This window comes from Streptomyces sp. NPDC021562, assembly GCF_040640875.1.
GTDB lineage: Bacteria > Actinomycetota > Actinomycetes > Streptomycetales > Streptomycetaceae > Streptomyces.
The window spans coordinates 87,913-111,657 of the sequence record NZ_JBFACN010000001.1 but is presented as its reverse complement, the minus strand read 5'-3'; the positions used below and the strand labels follow the sequence as shown (position 1 = coordinate 111,657).

Annotated in this window: 22 protein-coding genes; 7 read left to right on the top strand and 15 right to left on the bottom strand. The window is 72.4% G+C overall.

The annotated features are described in order from the left end of the window. Positions 1–87 precede the first annotated feature (87 nt). Positions 88–1,329 (top strand): DUF1343 domain-containing protein, encoded by a 1,242-nt coding sequence (locus AB0G52_RS00510; RefSeq protein ID WP_361332480.1) that lies wholly within the window; start codon positions 88–90, stop codon positions 1,327–1,329. A gap of 80 nt (positions 1,330–1,409) precedes the next feature. Beyond that, a complete protein-coding gene (locus tag AB0G52_RS00505) occupies positions 1,410–2,729 on the top strand; it encodes a serine-threonine protein kinase (protein ID WP_132889083.1) in 1,320 nt (439 codons plus the stop codon). A 19-nt stretch (positions 2,730–2,748) separates the two neighbouring features. Here AB0G52_RS00505 and AB0G52_RS00500 read toward each other — a convergent pair whose 3' ends face one another. Continuing rightward, positions 2,749–5,532, bottom strand: a complete 2,784-nt coding sequence (locus AB0G52_RS00500; RefSeq protein ID WP_361332477.1) for a penicillin acylase family protein — start codon at positions 5,530–5,532, stop codon at positions 2,749–2,751. Between the two features lie 268 nt (positions 5,533–5,800). Here AB0G52_RS00500 and AB0G52_RS00495 point away from each other — a divergent pair, with 268 nt between their 5' ends. Continuing rightward, positions 5,801–6,403: a hypothetical protein gene (locus AB0G52_RS00495; protein ID WP_132889081.1), complete on the top strand. Its 603-nt coding sequence runs from the start codon at positions 5,801–5,803 to the stop codon at positions 6,401–6,403. Between the two features lie 53 nt (positions 6,404–6,456). Here AB0G52_RS00495 and soxR read toward each other — a convergent pair whose 3' ends face one another. Further along, complete coding sequence (gene soxR, locus AB0G52_RS00490; RefSeq protein WP_132889080.1) at positions 6,457–6,918, bottom strand: redox-sensitive transcriptional activator SoxR; 462 nt, start codon at positions 6,916–6,918, stop codon at positions 6,457–6,459. A 121-nt stretch (positions 6,919–7,039) separates the two neighbouring features. Between soxR and AB0G52_RS00485 the strand changes: the two genes are divergently transcribed. Continuing rightward, positions 7,040–7,501, top strand: a complete 462-nt coding sequence (locus AB0G52_RS00485) for a MaoC family dehydratase (protein ID WP_132889079.1) — start codon at positions 7,040–7,042, stop codon at positions 7,499–7,501. Positions 7,502–7,513: 12 nt separating this feature from the next. Here the strand turns inward: AB0G52_RS00485 and AB0G52_RS00480 are convergent, their stop codons facing one another. From AB0G52_RS00480 to AB0G52_RS00470, 3 genes are all read right to left on the bottom strand, one after another. Beyond that, the gene (locus tag AB0G52_RS00480; RefSeq protein WP_132889078.1) at positions 7,514–8,137 is read right to left on the bottom strand and encodes a TetR family transcriptional regulator; all 624 of its coding nucleotides are present in this window, start codon (positions 8,135–8,137) and stop codon (positions 7,514–7,516) included. Positions 8,138–8,236: 99 nt separating this feature from the next. Continuing rightward, positions 8,237–8,524 carry a YiaA/YiaB family inner membrane protein gene (locus AB0G52_RS00475; RefSeq protein WP_132889077.1) on the bottom strand — a complete coding sequence of 96 codons (288 nt, stop codon included), beginning with the start codon at positions 8,522–8,524 and terminating at the stop codon, positions 8,237–8,239. Between the two features lie 58 nt (positions 8,525–8,582). Continuing rightward, entirely contained in the window at positions 8,583–9,734 is a 1,152-nt protein-coding gene (locus tag AB0G52_RS00470) for an acyl-CoA dehydrogenase family protein (RefSeq protein ID WP_361332932.1), read from the bottom strand. Between the two features lie 72 nt (positions 9,735–9,806). Here AB0G52_RS00470 and AB0G52_RS00465 point away from each other — a divergent pair, with 72 nt between their 5' ends. Then, positions 9,807–10,457 (top strand): TetR/AcrR family transcriptional regulator C-terminal domain-containing protein, encoded by a 651-nt coding sequence (locus AB0G52_RS00465; RefSeq protein WP_132889076.1) that lies wholly within the window; start codon positions 9,807–9,809, stop codon positions 10,455–10,457. Positions 10,458–10,509: 52 nt separating this feature from the next. Here the strand turns inward: AB0G52_RS00465 and AB0G52_RS00460 are convergent, their stop codons facing one another. The 10 genes from AB0G52_RS00460 to AB0G52_RS00415 all read right to left on the bottom strand — a co-directional run bounded on the left by AB0G52_RS00460 (position 10,510) and on the right by AB0G52_RS00415 (position 21,446). Further along, entirely contained in the window at positions 10,510–11,598 is a 1,089-nt protein-coding gene (locus AB0G52_RS00460) for a Zn-dependent alcohol dehydrogenase (RefSeq protein ID WP_361332471.1), read from the bottom strand. A gap of 13 nt (positions 11,599–11,611) precedes the next feature. Next, complete coding sequence (locus tag AB0G52_RS00455; protein ID WP_132889074.1) at positions 11,612–13,000, bottom strand: aldehyde dehydrogenase family protein; 1,389 nt, start codon at positions 12,998–13,000, stop codon at positions 11,612–11,614. Between the two features lie 132 nt (positions 13,001–13,132). Then, positions 13,133–13,594 carry a DUF3574 domain-containing protein gene (locus AB0G52_RS00450; protein ID WP_361332468.1) on the bottom strand — a complete coding sequence of 154 codons (462 nt, stop codon included), beginning with the start codon at positions 13,592–13,594 and terminating at the stop codon, positions 13,133–13,135. Beyond that, positions 13,591–14,253, bottom strand: a complete 663-nt coding sequence (locus tag AB0G52_RS00445; RefSeq protein ID WP_361332465.1) for a class F sortase — start codon at positions 14,251–14,253, stop codon at positions 13,591–13,593. The genes AB0G52_RS00450 and AB0G52_RS00445 overlap by 4 nt, the downstream gene beginning before the upstream one ends. Continuing rightward, positions 14,240–14,947 carry a hypothetical protein gene (locus AB0G52_RS00440; protein WP_361332462.1) on the bottom strand — a complete coding sequence of 236 codons (708 nt, stop codon included), beginning with the start codon at positions 14,945–14,947 and terminating at the stop codon, positions 14,240–14,242. The genes AB0G52_RS00445 and AB0G52_RS00440 overlap by 14 nt, the downstream gene beginning before the upstream one ends. Positions 14,948–15,048: 101 nt before the next feature. Continuing rightward, positions 15,049–16,293 carry an MFS transporter gene (locus AB0G52_RS00435; protein ID WP_361332459.1) on the bottom strand — a complete coding sequence of 415 codons (1,245 nt, stop codon included), beginning with the start codon at positions 16,291–16,293 and terminating at the stop codon, positions 15,049–15,051. A gap of 39 nt (positions 16,294–16,332) precedes the next feature. Next, entirely contained in the window at positions 16,333–17,733 is a 1,401-nt protein-coding gene (locus AB0G52_RS00430; protein WP_361332456.1) for a citrate:proton symporter, read from the bottom strand. Between the two features lie 123 nt (positions 17,734–17,856). Beyond that, complete coding sequence (locus tag AB0G52_RS00425) at positions 17,857–20,088, bottom strand: molybdopterin oxidoreductase family protein (RefSeq protein WP_361332453.1); 2,232 nt, start codon at positions 20,086–20,088, stop codon at positions 17,857–17,859. Positions 20,089–20,209: 121 nt separating this feature from the next. After that, positions 20,210–20,818 carry a TetR family transcriptional regulator gene (locus AB0G52_RS00420; RefSeq protein WP_132889067.1) on the bottom strand — a complete coding sequence of 203 codons (609 nt, stop codon included), beginning with the start codon at positions 20,816–20,818 and terminating at the stop codon, positions 20,210–20,212. 73 nt (positions 20,819–20,891) lie between these two features. Beyond that, the gene (locus AB0G52_RS00415) at positions 20,892–21,446 is read right to left on the bottom strand and encodes a hypothetical protein (protein WP_361332450.1); all 555 of its coding nucleotides are present in this window, start codon (positions 21,444–21,446) and stop codon (positions 20,892–20,894) included. 155 nt (positions 21,447–21,601) lie between these two features. Here AB0G52_RS00415 and hmgA point away from each other — a divergent pair, with 155 nt between their 5' ends. Then, the gene (gene hmgA / locus AB0G52_RS00410; RefSeq protein ID WP_361332447.1) at positions 21,602–22,957 is read left to right on the top strand and encodes a homogentisate 1,2-dioxygenase; all 1,356 of its coding nucleotides are present in this window, start codon (positions 21,602–21,604) and stop codon (positions 22,955–22,957) included. A 26-nt stretch (positions 22,958–22,983) separates the two neighbouring features. Next, complete coding sequence (locus AB0G52_RS00405; protein ID WP_132889064.1) at positions 22,984–23,733, top strand: GntR family transcriptional regulator; 750 nt, start codon at positions 22,984–22,986, stop codon at positions 23,731–23,733. Positions 23,734–23,745 lie beyond the last annotated feature (12 nt).

Sequence of the window (23,745 nt, the reverse complement as noted above, 5' to 3'; positions counted from 1 at the left end):
GAAGGGTGACCGGTCCAACCTAGGGGCGCGGGGAACTGCGCGACCGGCCCCCACGACCCGCACCCTGACGACCACGGAGGCGACCCGATGCGCCTGTCCAGAAGAGGCCTGCTCACCGCGGCCACGGTGTCCGCAGCGGCCGTGACAGCACTGCCCACGGCAACGACAGCCGACGCCCACGGTCACCTCAGTACCGGCTTCGATCGCCTCTCCGCCGACGGCTACGCCCTCCTCGACGGCCAGAAGGTCGGCGTCGTCACCAACCCGACCGGAGTCACCCGGGACGTCCGCCACATCGTCGACGTCCTGCACGCCGACCCCCGCGTCGCCCTGACCGCGGTCTTCGGCCCCGAGCACGGCTTCCGGGGCACCGCCCAGGCCGGCGGCTCCGAGGGCCGCCACGACGACCCGGCGACCGGCCTGCCCGTCTACGACACGTACCTCAAGAGCGGACAGCCCCTCGCCGACGTCTTCACCGCCTCCGGCGTGGACACGGTCGTCTTCGACATCCAGGACGTCGGCGCCCGCTTCTACACGTACGTCTGGACGCTGTACGACTGCATGGCGGCGGCCCGGCTGGCGGGCAAGCGCTTCGTCGTGCTCGACCGGCCGAACCCGGTGACCGGCCGCACCGCACAGGGCCCGGTGCTGCACGAGGAGTTCGCCAGTTTCGTCGGCAGGAAGCCGATCGCGCAGGCGCACGGCATGACGGTCGGCGAGCTCGCGCGGCTGTTCAACGCGCGGTTCCTGGACCAGCCGGTCGCCCTGGACGTGGTACCGATGACCGGCTGGCACCGCGACCGCTTCTACGACGCCTGCGGCCTGCCCTGGGTGCCGCCCAGCCCCAACATGCCGACCCCCGACACGGCGCTGGTGTACTCCGGGACCTGTCTCTTCGAGGGCACGAACCTCTCCGAGGGACGGGGCACCACCCGCCCCTTCGAACTCCTCGGCGCCGAGGGCCTCGACGCCCGCTGGGCCGCCGCGGCGGGCGAACTCGGGCTGCCGGGCGTGCGGTTCAGGGAGGCGTACTTCGCGCCGACGTTCTCGAAGTTCCAGGGCAGGACCGTCGGCGGGGTGCAGATCCACGTGCACGACCGGGCCGCCTACGACCCCGTACGCACCGGTGTCGCGCTGCTGGTCACCGCCAGGAAGGTGTGGAGCGGCTTCGCCTGGCGCGCCGACCACTGGATCGACACGCTCACCGGATCGACGACGGTCCGCACGATGGTCGACGCGGGTGCGGGTCCCGACGAGATCGTCGGGGCCTGGCAGGACGAACTGGCCGCCTTCCGCCGGGTGCGAAAGGATTTTCTCCTCTACAGGTGAGGCGCGGCGTATGGCCAACGGTGCCCGGGAGCGGGACGATGCGCGCACATCGCACCGGTTCGGGCGGCGAGGAGCCTGCCATGGCTGACCCTGGGACGAGTGTGGCTCCCTACTGGGAGCTGACCTTCGACGCGGACGGGGATCCGGACGGCGCCGAACGCGACCGGCTGCTGGCCGAGGTCACCGGCCACGGCGTCCGTGACCTGATCGTCTTCGCGCACGGCTGGAACAACGACCGGTCCGGCGCGACCGCCCTGTACCGGCACTTCTTCGCCCTGGTGCCGAGGCTCGCCCCCAGGGCGCGCATCGGATACGTCGGGGTCATCTGGCCGTCGATGCGGTTCTGCGACGAGCCGATCCCCGACTTCCCGAAGTCGGTGGTGGCCACGGAGGCCGAGGAGTCCCCGGCCCCGGTCCTCGACAAGGACACCCGGCGCGCGCTCCTGGAGACGTTCCCGGGGCGGGCCACGGTGGTCGACCAGCTCGCCCGGATGCTGGACCAGCGGCCGGCCGGCGAGCTGGAGGAGTTCGGGCGCCTGGTGCGGCTGCTGGTCGAGGTCCTGCCCGGCGGCCCGCAGCCGCGGCACGCGGCGGACACGATCGCGGAGGGTGCCCCGCAGGGCGAGCCGGTGCTGTTCAGCGGGGCGGCGACGCGGCTGTGCGACGAGTTCGCGGGGGCCGTCGCGTCCCTGCGGCAGGGCGGGAGCGCGGCCGGCTTCGCGCTGCCGAACCCGTGGGACGGGGCGAAGGAGTTGCTGCGGCAGGCCACGTACTATGCGATGAAGCGGCGGGCGGGCACCGTCGGGGAGCGTGGACTCGGACCGGTGGTCGGGCAGTTGGCGCAGGCGGCGCCCGGTGTGCGGGTGCATCTGGTCGGGCACAGCTTCGGCGGCCGGCTGGTGTCCTTCGCGCTGCGCGGGCTGCCGGACGGGGTGCGCACGGTGAAGTCCGTGACCCTGCTGCAAGGCGCCTTCTCGCACTACGCGTTCGCCGCCCGGCTGCCCCAGGACCCGCGGGCGAGCGGGGTGCTGCACGGCCGGCAGGACCGGATCGACGGCCCGCTGGTGTGCTGCTACTCCCACTTCGACGAGGCGCTCGGCACGCTGTACCCGCTGGCCTCCCGGATGGCGGACGACTGCGAGTCGGCCCTGGGCGCGGACGTGGCGCGGCTGCTGGGCGAGCGCTGGGGCGCGATGGGCCACGACGGCGTCCAGGCGGTGCCGGGCACCGGTTCGCTGGACCTGGCGGCGGCGCTGCGCGGACCGCTCGCCGCGTCGGGTTGCGTGAACGTCGACGCGGCGGCGGTGGTGAACCGGGGTGGTCCGCCGGCCGGGGCGCACAGTGACATCGTGCACCCCGAGCTGGCGCGGTTGGTGCTGGCGGCGGGGCGCATCGGGTGACCCCGCCGCCGTGCGGGTGTCACCGGTGCGAGGTGTACTCCACCACCTGCTGGAAGGTGGGCCGGTTCTGCCAGCTGATGTTGTAGTGCTTGATGCCGCCCAGGGTGCGCTGGACGATCGAGTCGGCACACCACTGGTCGCCCGCCGAGCACAGCGAGTCCCCGGGATAGACGGTGGACGCGCTGGTGCCGGCCGCCGTCTTCAGGGTGCTGATCAGGATGTCCCGGCAGGAGCTGAGGCTGCCGCCGCCGCAGTACTGCTCGGCCAGCGGCCCGGACACGCTCTGCCCGAGCACCGAGCGGATGTCCTTGTCGACATAGCTCCACCAGCCGTACTGGTAGGAGCTGCCGGCGTGTGAGCCGGTGGGTCCGTGTGCGGCCCACGGGGCTTCGTCGACGGGCAGGTTGGCGGTGAACGCGGTGTACAGGCCGGAACCGAGGCCGGGCTGGAACTCGGCCTTCACCAGCAGCGGCCACCAGGCGTCCAGGATCCGGATGGCGTCGGAGTTGGCGTAGGTCTTGGAGCCCGCCGACGTCTCGGTGCGCTTGCCGCCCGCGGCGAGCCAGGTCTGGATCTTGCCGACGGCCGCGGCGGCCGTGGAGTCGGTGACCGTACTGCTGTTGATCACCTTCAGCAGATCCGGCACCACGTCCTCGGCCCGCAGGTCCGTGAGCGACGCGTCTGCCATGGCCTTGACAAGCGAGGAGCGGGTGACGCCGCCGGCGGCCACGAGTTTCTTCACCCGGTCGTCGAGGAGGTTGCCCCGGTGGACCGAGCCGTCGCCCCAGCTGGCGGTCGTGTAGTCGAGCGCCTGCTTGTTGTTCCAGGAGATGTAGTAGTCCTGGTCGATGGACTGGGGGTGCTGCGAGGCCGGGGTGTAGTCAGCCGTGTTGGTGGTCGGGTCCCAGTTCTGCCACTCGTAGGCGGCCTGGCCCCAGACCGGGAACTCCGGGTCGACACCGCTCGCGCGCACCGGGTTGTTGCCGCTGTTGTAGTACGCGGTGTGCGAGGAGTCGGCGTAGAACCAGTTGAAGGTGTAGTTGATGTGCTGCACCGCGCTCTGGAAGGTCCCGGGGCTGTTCACGTAGCCGGGGTCGTTGAGCATCTGGAAGCCGATGATCGAGTCGGCCTCGTGCATGTAGGAGGAGCGCAGGGTGGTGTAGGCGACCTTCTTCCCGCCGACGGTGGCCCGGTACTCGACGGGCCCGTACTTCGTCTTCCAGACCCGCATGGTGTACGAGCCGGCCGCCGTGCCGTCGGCCGTGGTCGGCTTCCAGGAGTTCGTCTGCTCGACCTTGTCCATGGCCGTGCAGGTGCCGTGGTACAGGTAGTGGTAGTCGTCCTGGCAGAGTTCGACGGCGAAGCTGTCGATGATGTCCTGGCCGGAGGTCGTGGCGGACCACGAGTAGTCCTGGCCCCGGCCGAGTTCGACGTACATGCTCAGGCCGGCGAACGAGGCGCCGCGGGCGCTGATGCCCGGCCCCTGGATCTCCTGGAGCATGAGCAGCTGCGGTGCGAAGTAGCCGGTCTGCGGTCCGAAGACGGCGATCGGGTGGCCGCTCGCGGTGTACTTGCCGCTGACCACCAGCGCGTTGGACATCCCGCGCTTGGCCGAGCTGAGCGCGGTCGCGGTCGCCGCGGCGGAGGCGGCGCTGGCGCTCTGGTCGGCGCCGGTGCCGGTGGCGTTGTAGACCAGCGGTTCGGTGGTCACCGATCCGGTGTCCGGCAGCGCCTCGCCCTGCGGGCTCGCGGGCTTGGTGCCGTACGGGAAGCTCTTGCCGTCGTGGACGGTGAGCACGGCCTCGGGGTCGTTGCGCTCGCGGAACGACTCCCAGACCTTGGTGCCCTCGGTCACCCCGTACTGCTCCTGGGCGGCCAGCAGGGAGATGGCGTTGTTGACCTCGCCACCGCCGCCGGAGCCGAACAGCGTGCCGATCACGGAGGCCAGCGCCACCAGGTCGGTGATCTTGAAGTGGTCGATCGTGCCGGCGTTGGTGATCGAGTCCTTGTGGCCGGTCAGCACGTACTCGCCGGGGAAGTAACGGCCCTTGTCGGACGCGTCGATGTAGGAGTTGATGCCGTCGAGGTAGGCGTTGGCGTCCGCGAGGGCCTGCTGGCCGCGGGCGCCGTTGGTCGCGACGGCGTTGTCTATCTGCGCCTGGAGGTCGGCCTCGGTGTAGGGCGCGTTGCGGTAGAACTCCTGCTCCAGGCCCTGGTTGGAGGCGACACCGCCGGCGAAGGAGGTGAGCTGACCGCGCCCGACGTGCCGGAACACGTCCATGAGCCACAGCCGGTCCTCAGCGGCGGCGTAACCGGCACCGAACTCGGTGCCGTATCTGGTGGTACCGGTGATGTGGGGCACCCCGGTCGCCTTGTCGCGGACGATGGTGACGTCGCTGCGGCCGGCCGGGCTCTCGGTGGAGGCGACTTGACCCGACGCGACCCCGAACGACGCGTCGTTGAAGAACGTGTTGATCTTCGCGTCGGTGAGGGTGGAGTAGCCGGTGGCCAGGTTGGCGTAGGGGCCGAGCTGGTCCTCGGCGTGGCTCGGCTGGGTGCCGAAGGCCTGGTTGAGCAGGATCTGGGCAAGAGTGGCGTTGCCGTTCTCGCCGGGCGGCAGGATGTCGGAACACTGCCCGCCGCAGTAGTCGTTGGAGGCCGCCGCGGCGGCGGGGGTCTGGGCGAGCGGGGAGAGCAGCCCGGCGATCAGCGCGCATACGGATGCGGCTTTCAGGAACCCGGGGAGCCTGTGGGGAGTTCTCAGTTTGTCGAACAACGCGTGATGTCTGGTGCGCCGTGGCATGGCGGCTCCTCAACGACGGGGGTGGGCCGGACGTTACCGCCGGTATCCCCGGGATTGAAGATGAACATGCGTCAAGTTTTCAAGAGGTCGCACGCGTCGGCGGTGCCACCGGCCGCCGGTCAAGGCGGGCGGCCTTATGGGCGGCATCGGAAATCGGATGGAGCCGATTCGAGTGTCGATACGTCTATACGGCAACGTCGCGCGAAGCCCGTGCGGCGACGCCGAAGTGACCGAAGTGCAGGTACAGGTGTGACGGAGGTGCAGGGCGATGGCCGGTTTCCGGAGTCTGGCGAGACAGGTGCGAGACCCACGGTGCGATCTGGCGCTGCGGCGTTATTCACTGCGCAAGTGCCTGGAGCGGTTCGCTCCGTACGGGCACCGCGCGACCTGGGACCATCTGTGTGCGCGGGCCGGGTTCGGTCCTGAGGACCGGTCCCCCGATCCGGTGCGTCTCGTGGGCGCGCTGGACGAGTTGGAGGAGGCGCGGGCGGTCTGGCTCGCCTACGAGGTCGACTTCGCCTCCCGCCGCAAGAAGGAGAAGCACGACGGACTGCGCCGCCCGGGCAGCGTGGACGACTGGCACCGGCTCACCTGGGGCGGATTCGGGGTGGCCTGGTGCGACGACCCGCGGGTCCATCCCGACGAACCGCTCGCCGAGGTGCTGCGACGGCTGATCGCCGCCCTGGAGCGCGAACCGGGCACGGTCTGCCCGGTGTGCGAAGGGGAGCGCCTGGTCTGGAAGTACGACCTGGACCACGAGCCCTCCGCCGGGCCGGTCTGCGCGGACTGCGGGATCCTGGTGCCGCGTCCGGTGCTCACCGCCGAGGCCCTGGCCTACGCCAGGCGCGGGCGGCTGCTCATGTCGGCCTGACCACCGGGGGTGCGCCGGGGATGCCGCACCCCCCTACCGCGCCTCCTCCCGCACTACGCGCTCTCCTCCGGCAGCAGACGGGAGCCCGCCCGCCGTGCCCCGAAGGCGTCGTGCGGGTTGGACAGGACGCACGTGGCCAGCGACAGGCAGCCGCAGCCGATGCAGTCGGTCAGGTGGTCGCGCAGCCGGTTGAGCTGCCGGATGCGTTCGTCGAGTTCCGCGCGCCACGCCTGCGAGAGACGGGCCCAGTCCTCCCTGGTCGGGGTGCGCTCCTCGGGGAGTTCCGCGAGCGCCTCACGGATGGTGGCCAGCGGGATGCCGACGCGTTGCGCCGCCCTGACGAAGGCCACGCGGCGGAGCGTGTCGCGGGTGTAGCGGCGCTGGTTTCCGACGGTCCGCCGGCTGCGGATGAGCCCCTTGGCCTCGTAGAAGTGCAGCGCCGAGACGGCGGCGCCGCTGCGCGCGGACAACTGGCCGACGCTCAGCTCGTGGATCTCCTCGGGAATCTGCGGCATCCGGCAGAGACTACCCATCGGACGCGGCCGCGGTCCGTTGACAGCGGCCCCGCGGCCGACCATGCTAAGCAGTTGCTTAGACACAGTGGGTGTGACCCGTGCGCGCGAGAGGGCCGACAACATGGCAGAACCGAGGATCTTCGCTTCCCCCGACGAGCTGAAGGCGGCCGTGGGCGAGCAACTGGGCTTCACCGACTGGCTGGAGGTCGACCAGAAGCGGATCGACCTGTTCGCGGACGCGACGGGCGACCACCAGTGGATCCACGTCGACCCGGAGAAGGCGGCCGCGGGCCCGTTCGGCACGACCATCGCGCACGGCTACCTGACCCTGTCGCTGCTCCCGCTCTTCGGTCCCCAGCTGATCAAGGTCGAGGGCGTCACGATGGGCGTCAACTACGGCACCAACAAGGTCCGTTTCCCCGCCCCCGTGCCGGTCGGCTCGCGCCTGCGCGCCACCGCGAAAATCACCGGCGCCGAGGAGGTCACCGGCGGTGTCCAGGTGACCGTCGCGTTCACCGTGGAGCGCGAGGGCGGCGACAAGCCGGTCTGCGTCGCGGAGTCGGTGTCCCGGTACTACGTCTGAGCGGCCCCGCGGCTACCGCGCCCCGACCATCCGCAGCACGAGGTCGGCGTAGAGGGCGCCGACCTCCTCGGGGGTCCGGGGGCCGTTCACGTTGAACCAGCGGGCCACGTCGATGCACAGCGACAGCACCGCGAGGGTGGTGCCGTGGACGTCGAGCACGTCGAACTCGCCGGCCGCGACGCCCTCCTTGATGATCCCGCGCACCTCCGCGTCCACCTGGCGGCGCAGCGCGAGGATCTCGGCGCGGGCGTCGGGGCCGAGGGCGTCCAGCTCGTACTGCACGACCCGGGCGGTGGTGCGCCGGCCGGCGTGCCAGCGGACGAAGGAGCTGACGGCGTCGGCGAGCCGCTCGGCGGCGGTGCCCTCGCGCCGGGCGGCCGTCCGCAGGATGTCCAGGGCCTTGTCGTGACCGATGCGGCTGATCCGGTGGAGCAGCTCTTCCTTGGTCTTGTAGTGGATGTAGAGCGCGGCCGGGCTCATACCGGCGCGGCCCGCGATGTCACGGGTGGTGGTGGCGTGGTAGCCGCGCTCGGCGAAGGCCTCCACGGCGGCGACCAGCAGGCGCCGGGCCGCGTCAGGGGTGACCTCTTCCCACGGCTCGATCTCGCCGCCGGTCGTGTCCTCCGCCGTACTCATCGCTCGCTCGCCCCTCTCGGTACCGGAGCTCCACCATACCGCCGAAGCTGAGCGGGCGCTTAGTGTGCCCGCTCAGAGCTGCGCGCCGCCTCGGGGAGGTCAGAGCTTCTCGAAGGGGTCGTGTTCGGCGAGCAGCTTCTCCAGCCGTGCCTGGTCGACCCGGCTGACGATCTGGCCGGCCTCCTGGCGGTCCCGGACGACCTTCGCGAGCGTGAAGGCGGAGGTGACGAGGTAGAGGACCGCGATGCCGAGGAAGCCGCGCACCCAGGCGTCGGCGTGCAGCCTGACGATGCCGATGACGGTCGCCGCCATGGCGATGCCGAAGGAGGCGACGGCCTGGCCGTAGAAGGCGGCCGTGTTCTGGTTTCTGACCGGTGTGTCACTCATGGGACGAGCATCGGCGAACGCGGACCGCGCCACATCCGCCGGGATACTCAGGACGTACTCAGAACGCCGAGACGCCCGTCAGCGCCCGCCCGATGAGCAGCTTCTGGATCTGGCTGGTGCCCTCGTAGAGGGTCATCACCCGGGCGTCGCGCAGGAGTTTGCCGACCGGGTACTCGTCGATGTAGCCGTAGCCGCCGAAGACCTGGAGGGCGTTGTTGGCGGCGCGCACGGCGGCCTCCGAGGCGAACAGCTTGGCCTTGGAGGACTCGGTGGCGAACGGCAGCCCGCGGTCGACCAGGTCGGCGACGCGCCAGGTCAGCAGCCGGGCCGCGTCCACGTCGACGGCGATGTCGCTGATGAGTTCCTGGACCAGCTGGTGCCCGGCGATCGGCGTGCCGAACTGCTCCCGCTCCCCCGCGTAGCGCACGGCGGCCTCGAGCGCGGCCTGCGCGATGCCGACGCAGCCCGCGGCCACCGACATCCGCCCCTTGGCGAGCGCGGACATGGCGACCGAGAAACCCTTGCCCTCCGGGCCGAGCATCGCGGCGGCGGGCACCCGGACGTTTTCAAGGACCAGTTCGGCGGTGGCCTGGCCGCGCAGGCCGAGCTTGCCGTGGACGGCGCGGCGGGTGAGGCCGGGGGTGTCGGCCGGCACCAGGAAGGCGGAGACGCCCCGGTGTCCGGGGGCGTCGGTGGAGCGGGCGAAGAGCAGGACGACGTCGGCCCAGGTGCCGTTGGTGATGAACATCTTGGTGCCGTTGACCACGTAGTGGTCGCCTTCGCGAACGGCGCGGGTGGTGAGGTTGCCCGCGTCGGAGCCGGTACCGGGTTCGGTGAGGCCGAAGCAGCCGAGGTGCGCGCCGGAGGTCAGCCCCGGCAGCCAGCGCCGCTTCTGCTCCTCGTCGCCCCAGGCGGCGATCGACTTGGCGACGAGCCCGAGGGAGACGGAGACGATCCCGCGGACCGAGGAGTCGCCACGGCCCAGCTCCTCCGTCACCAGGCAGTACGACAGGTGGTCGCCGCCCGAGCCGCCGTACTCCTCGTCGATCGTCAGCCCGAGGAAGCCCACCTCGCCGAGCTTCTTCACGATGCCCCGGTCGACCTCCTCGGCCCGGTCCCAGGCGACCACGTGCGGGGCGATCTCGCGCTCGACGAAGTCCCGGGCGAGCCGCCGTACGGCGGTCTGCTCCTCGCCGAGCCCCAGGTTCACCATGCGACCACCCTTTGAGTCAGCCTTTAATTAGCACTGCTAGTTTATTCCCCCGGCCCTACTATGTGCGCCATGGCCCGACCACGCAAGCCCCTCCTCAGCACCGACCGGATCGTCCGGGCGGCCCGGGAACTCGTGGACGCGGAGGGGCTGGCGGCCGTGTCCACCCGGCGGCTGGCCGCCGAACTGGGAGTGAGCGGGCCCTCGCTCTACAACCACTTCCGCACCAAGGACGAGATCCTGGAGGCGGTCGCGGACTCGGTCAGCGCGCAGGTCGACCTGTCGATGTTCGAGCCCGGCGACGGCCGGGACTGGCGCACGGCCCTGCACGACTGGGCGGTGTCGTACCGGGCCGCGCTGCGCGAGCACCCGAACATCGTCCCGGTGCTGGCCCGCGGGCCGGGCCGGCGCCCGGCCGGACTGCGGGTCGCCGACGCGGTGTACGGCGCGATGGTGGACGCGGGGTGGCCGGCGGCGCAGGCGACCTCGATCGGGGCGCTGATGCGGTACTTCGTCATGGGCTCGGCGCTGGGGTCGTTCGCCGGGGGGTTCGTGGACGACGCGAGCGCGTACGATCCGGCCGACTATCCGCATCTGGGCCAGGCCCATCTGCTGGCGGATCAGCAGGAGAAGATCGACGAGCGGGCGTTCGAGACGGGGTTGCGGGCGCTGCTGGACGGGTTGGGCGAGCAGTTCGCGCGGGGGAAGGGCACGGCGGGATAGGGGCGGTCCGGCCCGGTCGTCGCCGGTTGCGGGCCGGCGCCGCACCGGCCGCTCAGAACACCACCAGCGCCCGGCCGCCCTTGCCCGCGAGCATGTTCCCGAAGGCGTCCGGGATGTCCTCCAGGGTGATCCGTTCCGTGACCAGCGCGCCCAGGTCCAGGCGGCCCGCCCGGACGTGCTCGGCGAGCACCGGCAGGTCGCGGGCGGGGTCGGAGTTGCCGTAGACGCAGCCGGAGAGGGTGCGGCCCCAGTGGAAGAGCTCCAGGGCGTTGAAGGTGACCTCTTCCGTCCTGCCGCCGATGCCGACCACGGTCGTACGGCCGCCCCGGCGGGTGGACTCCCAGGCCGCGCGGATGCTGACCGCGCGGCCCGCGCACTCCACGGCGACGTCGACGCCCTGCTTCCCGGTGAGGGCGCGGATCGCGCGGGGCGTGGTGTCGGAGGCGACCACGTAGTCCGTGGCGCCCGCCGCACGCGCCAGCTCCTCCTTCGCCGCGGACACGTCCACGGCGACGATCCTGGACGCGCCCGCGATCCGGGCCGCCTGGACGGTGGCCAGGCCGACCCCGCCGACGCCGAAGACGGCGACGGTCTCGCCCGCGCGGACGCGCGCCGCGTTGTGGACGGCGCCGTAGCCCGTGAGGACCGCGCAGCCGAGGAGGGCCGCGTCGGTGAGCGGGACGCCGGCCGGCAGCGGGAGGACGCAGGACTCGGCGACCACGGTCTCCTCGGCGAAGGCCGCCACGTTCAGGCCGGGGTGCAGGTCGGTGCCGTCCGCCGTACGGGCGTACACGTCGGCGGAGCCGGCCAGCGCGTCGGCGCACAGCCAGATCTCGCCGAGCGCGCAGGCGTGGCAGCGCCCGCAGGAGGGCGCCCAGTTGAGGACGACGGGGTCGCCGGGTGCCAGCCGGGTGACGCCCTCCCCCACGGCGGCCACGGTGCCCGCGCCCTCGTGGCCGAGGACCGCCGGGACCGGCACCCGCATGGTGCCGTCGGAGAGGGAGAGGTCGGAGTGGCAGACACCGGCGGCGGCGAGCCGGACGCGGACCTGTCCGGGGCCGGGGTCCGGGAGCTCGATCCCGGTGACCGTCAGCGGGGCGCCCACGGCGGGCAGTACGGCGGCGCGGACCTGGGAAGCCATCGGGGCGATCTCCTCAGAACTGCAGGGACTTGGTCTGGAGGTACTCGGCGAGACCGTGCGCGCCGAGTTCGCGGCCGACACCCGACTGCTTGTAACCGCCGAACGGGGCGAGGGGGTTGAACCGCCCGCCGTTGATGTCGACCTGCCCGGTCTCCATCCGCCGGGCGAAGGCCACCGCCTCCTCCTCGTCCCCGGCCCAGACCGCGCCCGCGAGGCCGTAGACCGTGCCGTTGGCGATGCGCAGGGCGTCCTCTTCGTCCTCGTAGCGCAGGATCGACAGGACCGGGCCGAAGATCTCCTCCTGGGCGATCGTCATCTCGGGCGTGACGTCGGCGAAGACCGTCGGTTGGACGAAGTAACCCTGCTCGCGGGGGGATTCGGGGCCGCCCGCCACCAGCCGGGCGCCCTCCGCGATGCCCTTCTCGATGTAACCGCGCACCCGCGCCCGCTGCTCGGCGCTGACCACGGGACCGATCCGCTCCCCGTAGGTGGCGGCCGCGGCCGCGGCCATCTCCACCGCCTCGTCGTACTGTCCGGAGTGCACCAGCATCCGGGTCCAGGCGCTGCACGTCTGGCCGGAGTTGGACATCACGTTGGCCACCCCGACGTTGACGGCCCTGGCCAGGTCGGCGCTCGGAAGGATGACGTTCGCGGACTTCCCGCCCAGTTCCAGGGCCACCTTCTTGACCGCGGCCCCGGCGGCCGCGCCGATCCGCCTGCCGACGGCCGTGGAGCCGGTGAAGGAGACCAGGTCGACGCCGGGGTGCTCGGCGAGCGCCTGACCGGCGACCGGGCCGAGGCCGGTGACCAGGTTGAACACACCGGCGGGGAAGCCCGCTTCGTGCACCGCCTCCGCGAACAGCTGGGCGGTGAGCGGGGTGTTCTCGGCGGGCTTGAGGACGACCGTGCAGCCGGCGGCGAGCGCCGGGGCCGCCTTCGCGACGATCTGGTGCAGCGGGTAGTTCCAGGGGGTGATCGCGCCGACCACCCCGACCGGCTCCTGGTAGACGGTCGAGTTGCCGACCTTCTCCTCGAAGGGGTGGGTGGCGGCCAGTTCGGCGTAGGAGCCGGCGACCGCGATCGGCACGGCCGCGTGCACGGCCCGGGCGAACTTCGGCGGCGCGCCCAGCTCCGCGCCGACCGTCTCGGCGATCTCGTCCTTGCGGGCCGCCAGGACGTCGCGCAGCGCTGCGAGCCGGGCGGCCCGGTCGGCGGGCGGGGTGGCGGCCCAGGCCGGCAGGGCGGCGCGGGCGGCGCGCACCGCGGTGTCGACGTCGAGTGCGCCACCCGCCGGGACCCGGCCGATGACCTGCTCGTCGGCCGGATTGACGACCTCGATCACGTCCTGGCTCTCGGGGGCGCGCCAGGCGCCGTCGATGTACAGGCCGTCGTGTGCCTTCATGCTGCTTCCTCCTGGCGGGCGCCGGATCTCCGCCTCACAAACTAGCGGCGATAGTTTTAGCGCGCCAGAGATGATCCGCGCCAGACACGGCCCGCACCCGACACGGCCCGCACCGGACCGGTGCGGGCCGTGTCAGAAGTCGACGCGGGCTTGGGTGTCCACCCTGCCCACGCTCTCCTGCGCGAAGGTCTTCTCGTAGGCCCGCCGGATCTCCTCGATCTTCCGGTCGCCGTCCTTCGCCGCCGACTCGGGATACAGCAGGATCAGTTCGTACGATCGCTCCTTCTCGATGGTCCCGTGCGCGTCCCGCCACTGTCCGCGTCCGTTCTGCACGGTGAGGCCGTCGGGGAAGTCCGGGGTGACCTCCTTGTCGACGAAGGCGGTGAACTGCCGGTCGGTGACGGCCGGTCCGCCGTCGGGACGGGCGGTGCCGAAGAACAGCCGGGTCTCCAGGTACGGCTCGCCGCGCGCGGGCGCGGGCGCGGCGGCGGGGCGGCCGTCGGCCAGTGCCGTGTAGGCGGTGGGGGCGCCGGCGAGCAGCAGCCCGGCCAGGGCGAGGGCCGACTCGTGGGGGCGCCCGTACCGCGTGGTCATTCCGTCGCGGTCAGGTGGGCGAAGACCACCACGTTGCTGGTGTAGCCGGTCCGGCGGCTGAAGAGGCCACCGCAGGTGATCACGCGGAGTTCCGGGCGGCGGGTCGGTCCGTACACCTCCTTGTCGGGGAACCCGGCCTTGTCGTAGACCTTCACCCGGTCCACCGTGTAGACGGCGGTCCGCCCGTCCGCGCGCCTGGCCTCGATCCGTTTGCCGGGCTGCACCTGGGCGAGCGCCGCGAAGACCGCGGGTCCCGTTCTCGTGTCGCGGTGGCCGACGGCGACCGCGAGGCCGGACTCGCCCGGCGTGGCGCCGCCCTGGTACCAGCCGATCAGCTTCGGCTTGTCGACCGGCGGGGTCTCCAGCTGCCGCCCCCGGTCCAGCCCGACGCCGGTGACCGGTGCGTCGACGCCCAGGGACGGGATGCGCATCGACGTCGGCCGGGACCTGGGCAGCGGGCGGGGCGGCGGCAGCGGCCTGGCCGCCGTGCGGGCCCCGTCGGGCCCCGCGCCCGCCACGGCGTCCCGGCCACCCGGTCCGTCGTCGTGCCCCCCGCACCGGACCAGCGTCACCAGGGCCATCACCAGCAGGGCCGTCCTGGCGAGGCGGTAGGCGCGGGTCCGGTACCAGGGCCTGCGTCTGCGCCTACGCGGCGCCATGGGGCCGGCGGCGGATCAGCCGGACGTACGCCACGCCACTGGCCGCGACCAGACCCACGGCCGCGGCCGCGGCCAGGGGCGAGAACGCGGCCGCCGTGTCGACGAGACCGCCGCCGCCGGCGTGCACCCCGCCCTGCGGGCCGTTGTGGTCGTCGCCCTTGCCCCAGCTCGCGTCGTTGTGCTGGTTGTCCTCGATCTGGCCGTTGTGGCCGTTCTGATCGTTCTGACCGTTCTGCCCGTTGGGGCCGTTCTGGCCCGGTGCCCCGTCCTCCTTGCCGTCGTGGCAGTTGAGCCGGAAGACCTTCTCCTTCAACGCGCCCGCCACCACCCAGGTGAGCCGGTACTGGCCGTCCGCCAGCCCCAGCGGATCGGTGTGACCGGCGCCCCCGGCGAGCTGGATGGTGCCCGCGACGGTGGCGGCGGTGGGCAGCGGCGGCTGCGGGGTGATGGTGTAGGCGATGGCGGGCAGGACGTCGAAGTTGACGGCGTCGAGGTAGAACCGGCAGACCACCGGGTCGTCCTTGGAGACGCCGAAGGGCACGCCCACCCGGTGGATCCTGATGTCGCCGTTCTCCCCCTGGGCCACCGCGTTCGGCGCCGCCACCCAGGACGCGCCCGCCGCGGCGAGGGCGGTGAGGACGACGGTGGCGCCCGCACGGGAACCGGCGGAGCGTGGAAGTGTGAGGGTGGGCATGCAAGCTCCTCCAAGTTAGACGATTTTCATACAAATCGACCTTTCGCCTGGACTATCACTCACCCACCCCGCGGCCCACGCCATCGAGGCCCGACGCGCCGTCAGATATCGCCCGGGCGGCGCAACGCCGAACGCCTGCGCGGCGTCCGCGGCACCGCACCCGCGCCCCCGGACGGCCCCACGGCTCCCGGAGAGCGCACCGCCGCCCCCGCCGACAACAGCAGCAACGCCCCCAGCATCAGGAACGGCGCGGCCGCCCCCGTGATCCCCGCCACCAGACCCGCCGCGGCCGGCGCCGCCACCTGTCCCAGCCGGTTCCCGGTCAGCCGCAGGGCCAGCGCCGTGGACCGGGCACCGTCCGGCGCCGCCTGCACGACCGTCGTCATCGACAACGGCTGTCCGACCCCCAGGCAGAACCCGAGCACGCCGAGCATCAGCCCCAGCCCCCACAACGGCACCGGCAGCGCGATCCCCGCACACAGCACCGCCGCCAGGAGACACGTCACGGTCAGCAGTACCGGTCGGCCCAGCCACCTCAGCAGCGGCGTGAGAACCAGACGGCAGGCGATCGTGGCCCCGGCCCGCACGCTCAGCAGGGCGCCGATCACCGCCGGGGCGATCCCCCGGTGCTCGCCGACCACCGGGAGGTACGCCGTGAGGATGTCGGTCGCGGACAGCACCGAGAGGCTGATCAGCATGCCCGCCGGGACCCCCCGGGCGCGCAGGATGCGGCCGACCGCGACGCGCTCGCCGCGCTCGGTACGGGAGGTGACCGCCGTACGGTCCTCGATGCGCCACAGCGACGTCAGCGCGACGGCCGACCCCGCGCCCGCCACCACGAGCGCGAGCGCGCTGCTGCCCGCCATGTCGGGGGCGCCGATCAGCGCACCGGCCGCGATCGGGCCGACCAGCTGGCCGAGCGACGCCCCGATGGTGAAGTGGCCGAAGTTGCGGTCCTGTTCGTGCGCGGCCGACTGGCGGGCCACCAGCGACTGGGCGCCGATCACGAAACAGAGGTGGCCGAGGCCCATCACCCCGCTCCACAGGGCCATCGCGCCCAGGGAGCCGGCGAGGCCGCTGAGCGCACAGCCGCCGGATATCAGCACCACGCCGGCCGGCAGCAGGGGCGCGCAGCGGCCGTGGTCGGTACGGCGGCCGAGCGGCACGGCGGCGAACAGCGGGAGCAGGGCGTAGACGCCCGCGACGACGCCGACCGCCCGCTCGTCGGCGCCGAGCGCGAGGGCCCGGTAGGAGACGGCGGGCCGGGCCATCGACACCGCCCCCTGCGCGAAGCCGAAGGCGATGACGAGACGGAGCAGCCAGCCGCGGTTCCTGCCGGGCACCATGGTGAAGTCCTCCGCACCGGGCTCGGTTGCCCGCGTGGCTCAGATGATTCCGAACAGGATCCCTGCCCCCAGCACCACCAGGGATGTCAGGGCGGCCCACTTCACGACGAATCGGGTGTGGTCCCCGAACTCGACCTTGGCCATGCCGACCAGGACGTAGACGGCGGGGACGAGCGGGCTGGACATGTGCAGCGGCTGGCCGACGATCGAGGCGCGGGCGATCTCCACGGCGGGGACCCCGTGGGCCTGCCCGGCCTCGGCGAGGACCGGGAGGATGCCGAAGTAGAAGCCGTCGTTGGACATGAAGTAGGTCAGCGGGATGCTCAGCACGCCCGTGACGAGGGCCATGTGCGGGCCCATGCCGTCGGGGATGTTGCCGACCAGCCACTCGGCCATGTGGTCGACCATGCCGGTGCCCTGGAGGACGCCGGTGAAGACGGCGGCGGCGAAGACCATGCCGGAGACGTTGAGGACGTTCTCGGCATGGGCGGCGATCCGGGCCTTCTGGTCCGGCATCTGCGGGAAGTTGACGGTCAGCGCCAGCGCGGCGCCGAGCAGGAACAGCACCGGGATCGGCAGCCACTCCATGATCATGGCGGTGAGCAGGACGACGGTGAGCGCCGCGTTGAACCAGTACAGCCGGGGGCGCAGCGTGTCGCGGTGCGGATCCAGGCCCTGGAAGGCCTCGTCCTCCCCGGGCGGCTCCGCGTCGGTGCCGGAACCCGAACCGCCGCCGCGCGCCGGGGACTTCCCGGTGCCGGCCCCGGCGCCGACCAGCACGGTCTCCGTCTCCCGCTCCGCCACCAGCGCCTCGTCCAGGGTCAGCACGCCGAGCCGGTTGCGCTCGCGGCGGCCGAGGACGTAGGCGAGGGCGACGACGAAGAGCAGGCCGACGGCGAGCGCCGGGATCATCGGGACGAAGATGTCGCTCGCGTCCAGCTTCAGCGCGGTCGCGGCGCGGGCGGTGGGGCCGCCCCAGGGCAGGGTGTTCATCACGCCGTTGGCCATGGCGGCGACACCGGTCATCACGACCAGGCTCATCTTCAGCCGCTTGTACAGCGGGTACATCGCCGAGACGGTGATCATGAAGGTGGTGGAGCCGTCGCCGTCGAGGGAGACGGTCGCGGCGAGCAGGGCCGTGCCGACGACGATCCGCAGCGGGTCGGCCTTGCAGAACCTCAGGATTCCCCTGACGACCGGGTCGAAGAGGCCGACGTCGATCATCACGCCGAAGTAGACGATCGCGAACATGAGCATCGCCGCGGTCGGGGCGAGGCTCGTGACGCCGTCGATGACGTAGTCGCCGAGCTTGGCCCCCTTGCCGACGAACACGCAGAACAGCGCGGGGATCAGCACGAGCGCCGCGATCGGCGACATCTTCTTCAGCATGATCAGGACCAGGAAGGTCGCGATCATGGCGAAGCCGAGGATGGTCAGCATGAGTGGAACACCTAACGTTCGCCCTTGAACTCCCACCAGGGCCGGCGGTGCGGACGACGTTAGGTCGCGTCAAACGTCGTTAACAAGACGTTGACATGCGAGCAATAAGCGCAGAATTCCAGGTCACGGCGTTGCGGTCACCTCGACGGGGATGCCGTTGAGCACGGCGTTGCCGGAGAGCGGGTCGAGCAGGCTGCCGTCGAGGAGCTGGTTGACGTTGACGCCGGGGACGGTCGCGGCGTGGCTGAGCCGGGTGCCGGGGCGGTCGTGGCCCCAGCCGTGCGGGAGGCTGACGACGCCCCTGCGGACGCCGTCGGTGACCTCGGCGGGGGCGACCACCTCTCCCCCGGAGCCCTTGACGCGCACCTCGGTCCCGTCGCGCACGCCGAGCCGTTCGGCGTCCTCGGGGTGGATCTGGAGGGTGCAGCGGTTGGAGCCGCCGGTGAGGGCGGGCACGTTGTGCATCCAGCTGTTGTTGGAGCGCAGGTGCCGGCGGCCGACGAGGACGAGTCCGGCGGGGCGGTCGCCGAGGGCCGCGCGCAGCCGGGGCAGGTCCTCGGCGATGGGCCGCGGCAGCAGTTCGATCCTGCCGCTCCTCGTCTTCAGCGGCTGCGGCAGGCGGGGCGCGAGGGGACCGAGGTCGATGCCGTGCGGGTGGGCCAGCAGCCGCTGGAGGGTGAGCCCGTCGGGCCGGGCGCCGAAGCCGTCGCCGTAGGGGCCGAGGCGCAGCATCATGTCCAGCCGGCGCTCGGGGCCGGTGTCCCCGGTGAGCAGGGCGGCGAGTTCCCGCGGGTCGCGGCCGTGTGCGGGTGAGTGGGCCTCGGTGACCGCCTTCCCCAGGGTCTGGCCGATGACCAGGTCGTCGACGGCGGACGGTTCGGCGCCGTGCATGCCGCCGGCCGCCAGGATCAGCCGGGCCAGGATCTCGGTCTCCGCCATCCGGCCGGGTTCCAGCGGCACGGCGGGGCGGCTGTAGCGGACCTGGTTGCGGACGGCGAGGGTGTTGAAGGCGAAGTCGTGGTGCGGGCTCTGCGAGGGCGGCGGCGGGGGCAGCACGACGTCGGCGTGGCGCGCGGTCTCGTTGAGGTAGGGGTCGACGCTGACCATGAAGTCGAGGGAGTCCAGGGCCTTGTCGAGGCGGATGCCGTCGGGCGCGGAGAGCACCGGGTTGGTCGCGACGGCGATCAGTGCCCGGATCGGCTGCCCTTCGGCGGTCTCGGTGTCGATCTCCTCCGCGAGCGCGGAGAGCGGCAACTCGCCCTTGGCTTCCGGGTGCCCGCTCACCCGGGAGCGCCAGCGTCCGAGCGCGAAGCCGCGGCCGGGCCCCGCCGGGCGCGGGGTGCGGTCGGTGGCGGCCTGCGGGAAGAGCGCCCCGCCGGGCCGGTCGAGGTTGCCGGTGAGGATGTTGAGGACGTCGACCAGCCAGCTGGCGAGGGTGCCGTGCGGGACGGTGCAGCTGCCGATGCGGCCGTACACGGCGGCGGTGGGGGCGGCGGCGAGTTCGCGGGCGAGGACCCGGATCGTGCCGGCGTCCACGTCACAGGCCGGGGCGACCGCTTCGGGGGTGAAGTCGCCCAGCGCCGCGCGGAGTTCGTCGAGGCCCTCGGTGTGGGGGGCGAGGTCGCCGAGGTCCACCAGGCCCTCCGTGAAGAGGACCTGGGCCAGCGCGGCGAGCAACAGGGCGTCCGCGCCGGGCCTGATGGCGACGTGCCGGTCGGCGAGCCGGGCGGTGCGGGTGCGGCGCGGGTCGACGACGGTGAGGGTGCCGCCGCGGGCTCGGAGCGCCTTCAGCCTGCCGGGGAAGTCGGGAGCGGTGCACAGACTCCCGTTGGACTCCAGGGGGTTGGCGCCGATGAGGAGGAGGTGGTCGGTGCGGTCCAGGTCGGGCACCGGTATCGCGTTGGCGTCGCCGAAGAGCAGGCCGCTGGAGACGTGCTTGGGCATCTGGTCGACCGTGGACGCGGTGAAGACGCTGCGGGTGCCGAGGGTGGCGAGCAGCACCTGCGGGTAGAGGGCGCCGGCCACGGTGTGCACGTTGGGGTTGCCGAGGACGACGCCGACGGAGTGGGCGCCGTACCGCTCGACGACGGGCCTGATTCCGGCGGCGACCGCGTCGAAGGCCTCCGCCCAGGTGGCCTCGCGCAGTTCGCCGTCCCTGCGGACGAGGGGGGTGCGCAGGCGGTCGGGGTCGGCGTCCACGGCGCCGAAGGAGGCGCCCTTCGGGCAGATGAAGCCCTTGCTGAAGACGTCGTCGCGGTCGCCTCGGGCGCCGGTGACGCGGGTGCCCTCGATGGTGAGGGTGAGGCCGCAGGTCGCCTCGCAGAGGGGACAGATACGCAGGGCGGTGCGGGGCATGCGGGGCCTCCGGGAGGCTGCGGCGACGGGGGGGCGGCCGTACTCGGGGCGAGCATACCGGGCGGTATGCCGATGAGGGAGGGGTGTTGCGCTTCGGGCGCGGGGCGTTCGTGGGGGGCCGTCAGTCCAGCACTCGGGCGAGGTAGGCCCGCAGCAGTTCGCGGGTTTCCGCGATGATCGCCTCGTCGCCCTCCGGAGCCATCCGGAAGGACAGGTGGACCAGGGTGTCGGCCGTCTCCACCGCGACCAGGAACGTGCGGCGCAGCACGTCGTCCGGGAGGCGGCCCAGGTACGCGGCGAGCAGGTCGGTCAGGCGGTCCGCGACCCTGTGGTTCGGTTCCGCGTGGCGGTCGCCGACCGGGATCTGGTTGCCGAAGTCGACGAGCGAGAAGCCCGGGGCGGTGCGCTTCATCGCCAGGTACTCGTCCAGCACCGCGTCCATCGCGGCGCGCCAGTCGCCCCTCGGCGCGTCCTTCAGCCGCTCGGTGACCCGCTCGGTGTAGCGCTCCAGGTTGCGCTGCGCGAGGGCGTCGGCCATCTGCCGCTTGTTGCCGAAGAAGCGGTACACCGAGCCGATGGGAACCCCCGCCCGCACCGCGACGGCCCGGGTGCTCAGCTCGTCGTAGCCCACCTCGTCGAGGAGGTCGGCGCAGGCGTCGAGGATCCTGGTCAGCCGTTCGGCGCTGCGGCGCTGGACGGGCGCTTTACGGAGCGGGGTCGCTGGGGGCACGGCTTCATGATGCCCTTCCGTAAGAATCAGGTGAAGCTCACCCCCCCGGAACGACGGCGGACCGCGGGGGCGCTCATCCGGTGGGGGCGCCGTGCGCGGTGGGGGTCCCCGCCGACGGGGTCGTCGTCTCGGCGCCGGACGCCGTGACGTCCGCCGTGCTCTCCACCGGCTTGCCCTGCACCGCCCACACGGTGCCGTCGTCCGCGTAGAGCCGGGCGGTGACGTGGTGGGTGCCGTGCGGGACGAGTCCGGCCGGGAGGTGGTACGCCGAGGTGCGCAGCCGGGTCACCAGGCCGCCGTCCACGAAGAGGTAGGCGAGGCCGCGCCCGGCCACCGCGGTCGCCCCGGCGCCGGCCGGCGAGAGCCGGAAGCGGTGCAGGTCGAGCCGGACGTCCCAGCCGCCGGCCGGGTCCGGGGTGACCTCGGTGTCCACCTCGGGCGCCTGCTTCCTGCCGATCTCCCGGTAGTGGCGCCCGCTCTCGTCCGTGTCGCCGAGGATCTTGCCCACCGGTGCGGGCGACCCCGTCCCCGGCCGCTGGTGCGCCTCCCCGGTCCCGCACCCCGCCGCCGCGACCAGCAGCAACGCGGGGACCGCGAGTCCGCCCGGCAGTCCACGCTTCCACCCCATGCCGGGGAGCGTAGAACAGCGGGCCGCAGGCCGGATCCCCCTGAAGTCGGGTTCCCCGCCCTCCTCGGGGATGATCCCGGACCCCTTGCACGGAGCTCCGCGCAATCCTACGGTGATGCATAGGAATCGACGGCCGGCAGGTTGAGGGAGCGAGCATGGGCGACGGGGTCATCTCCGGCGCGGACGGGTCCGGGCGTGCGGAGGCCCGGAAGACCGCCGAGCAACTGGCGTACCTCTCCGGGTTCGGCAACGAGCACTCCTCGGAGGCCGTGCCGGGCGCCCTGCCCGAGGGCCGCAACTCCCCGCAGCGCGCCCCGCTCGGCCTGTACGCGGAACAGCTCAGCGGTACGGCCTTCACCGAGCCGCGGGCCCACAACCGCCGCTCCTGGCTCTACCGGATCCGCCCCTCGGCCGCCCACCCGGTGTTCACCCGGGCCGCCGACAACGGGGCGGTGCGCACCGCCCCCTTCACGGACCTGGCGGCCGACCCGAACCGGCTGCGCTGGAACCCCCTGCCCCCGCCCCCGGCGGGCACGGACTTCCTCGCCGGCCTGTGGACCCTGGGCGGCAACGGCGACGCGACCCAGCGCACCGGCATGGCCGTGCACCTCTACCACGCCGACGCCTCGATGGAGCGGGTCTTCTCCGACGCGGACGGCGAACTGCTCATCGTCCCGGAGCACGGCGGCCTGCTGCTGCACACGGAGTTCGGTCTCCTGCGGGTGGAACCGGCACACGTGGCGCTGATCCCCCGGGGTGTCCGCTTCCGTGTGGAGCTGCTGGACGCTTCGGCCCGCGGCTACGTGTGCGAGAACTACGGCGCGCCCTTCCGTCTCCCCGACCTCGGCCCGATCGGCGCCAACGGCCTCGCCAACGCCCGGGACTTCCTGGCCCCCGTCGCCGCCTACGAGGACGTGCCGGGCCCGGTGGAGGTGGTCAACAAGTTCTGCGGGAACCTGTGGACCGCCACCTACGACCACTCCCCCCTGGACGTGGTCGCCTGGCACGGCACCCATGTGCCCTACGTCTACGACCTCCGCCGTTTCAACGTGCTCGGCAGCATCTCGTACGACCACCCCGACCCGTCGATCTTCACCGTGCTGACCTCCCCGTCCGACACCCCCGGCCTGGCGGGCGTCGACTTCGTGGTCTTCGCCCCGCGCTGGCTGGTGGGCGAGAACACCTTCCGGCCGCCGTACTTCCACCGGAACGTGATGAGCGAGTACATGGGCCTGGTCGAGGGCGCCTACGACGCGAAGGCGGAGGGCTTCGTGCCGGGCGGTGGCTCGCTGCACAACATGATGTCGGCGCACGGCCCGGACCGGGAGACCTTCGACCGGGCGAGCACGGCCGAGCTGCGGCCCCAGAAGGTGGCGGACGGCCTGGCGTTCATGTTCGAGACCCGCTGGCCGCTGACCCTCACCCCGCAGGCGGCGACCGCCGAGCACCTCCAGCGGCGCTACGACGACGTCTGGCAGGGCCTGGAACGCCACTTCCGCCCCTTGCACTGAAGATCCGCCGACGGTACGGATGGCCCGTGACCTCCTTCGCCCCGGACTCGATCGTCCTGAACCGTAAGCTGCCGCTCTGGTACCAGGTGTCGCAGTCGCTGCGCGCCTCGATACTCGGCCGCTCGCCCCGGGACCCGCTCCGGCTGCCCACCGAGGAGAGGCTGGCGGAGCACTACGGCGTGAGCGTCCTGACGATGCGGCAGGCCTTGAAGGAGCTGGAGGACGAGGGCCTGATCAGCCGGCACCGCCGCCGGGGCACGTTCATCGAACCGGACGCCCGGCGGGGCTCCCCGGTCCGCCTCCTCGGCTCGGTGGACGCGATCGTGGCCCAGCAGTCGGGCATGACGGCGGAGCTGCTGGACCACGGCACGGTGCCGGTGACCGGCGGACTCGCCGAGTTCTTCCCGGATCTCGCGGAGGTGACGACGTACCACCGGCTGCGCAGCGACGAACAGACGGGCGAGCCCACCAACCACGCCCGCAACCACGTCCGTCCCGAACTCGCCGAGCGCATCGCCCCGGAGGACCTGGTCCGTTGGCCGATGACCAAGGTGCTCCGGGACGTCGTCGGCGCGGAGATCAGCCGCATCACGGACACGGTCGAGGCGCGGCTGGCCGACCCGGAGACGGCCCGGCTGCTCCGGGTACCGCTCCTCAGCCCGATCCTGCACTACACGGGGGTCATCTACGACACCGCCGACCGGGTCCTGGATCTGGCGGTCATCCAGTACCGGGGGGACCGTTTCTCCTTCACGGTCACGCTCGACGCCCCCTGAAGTCGTCGTACG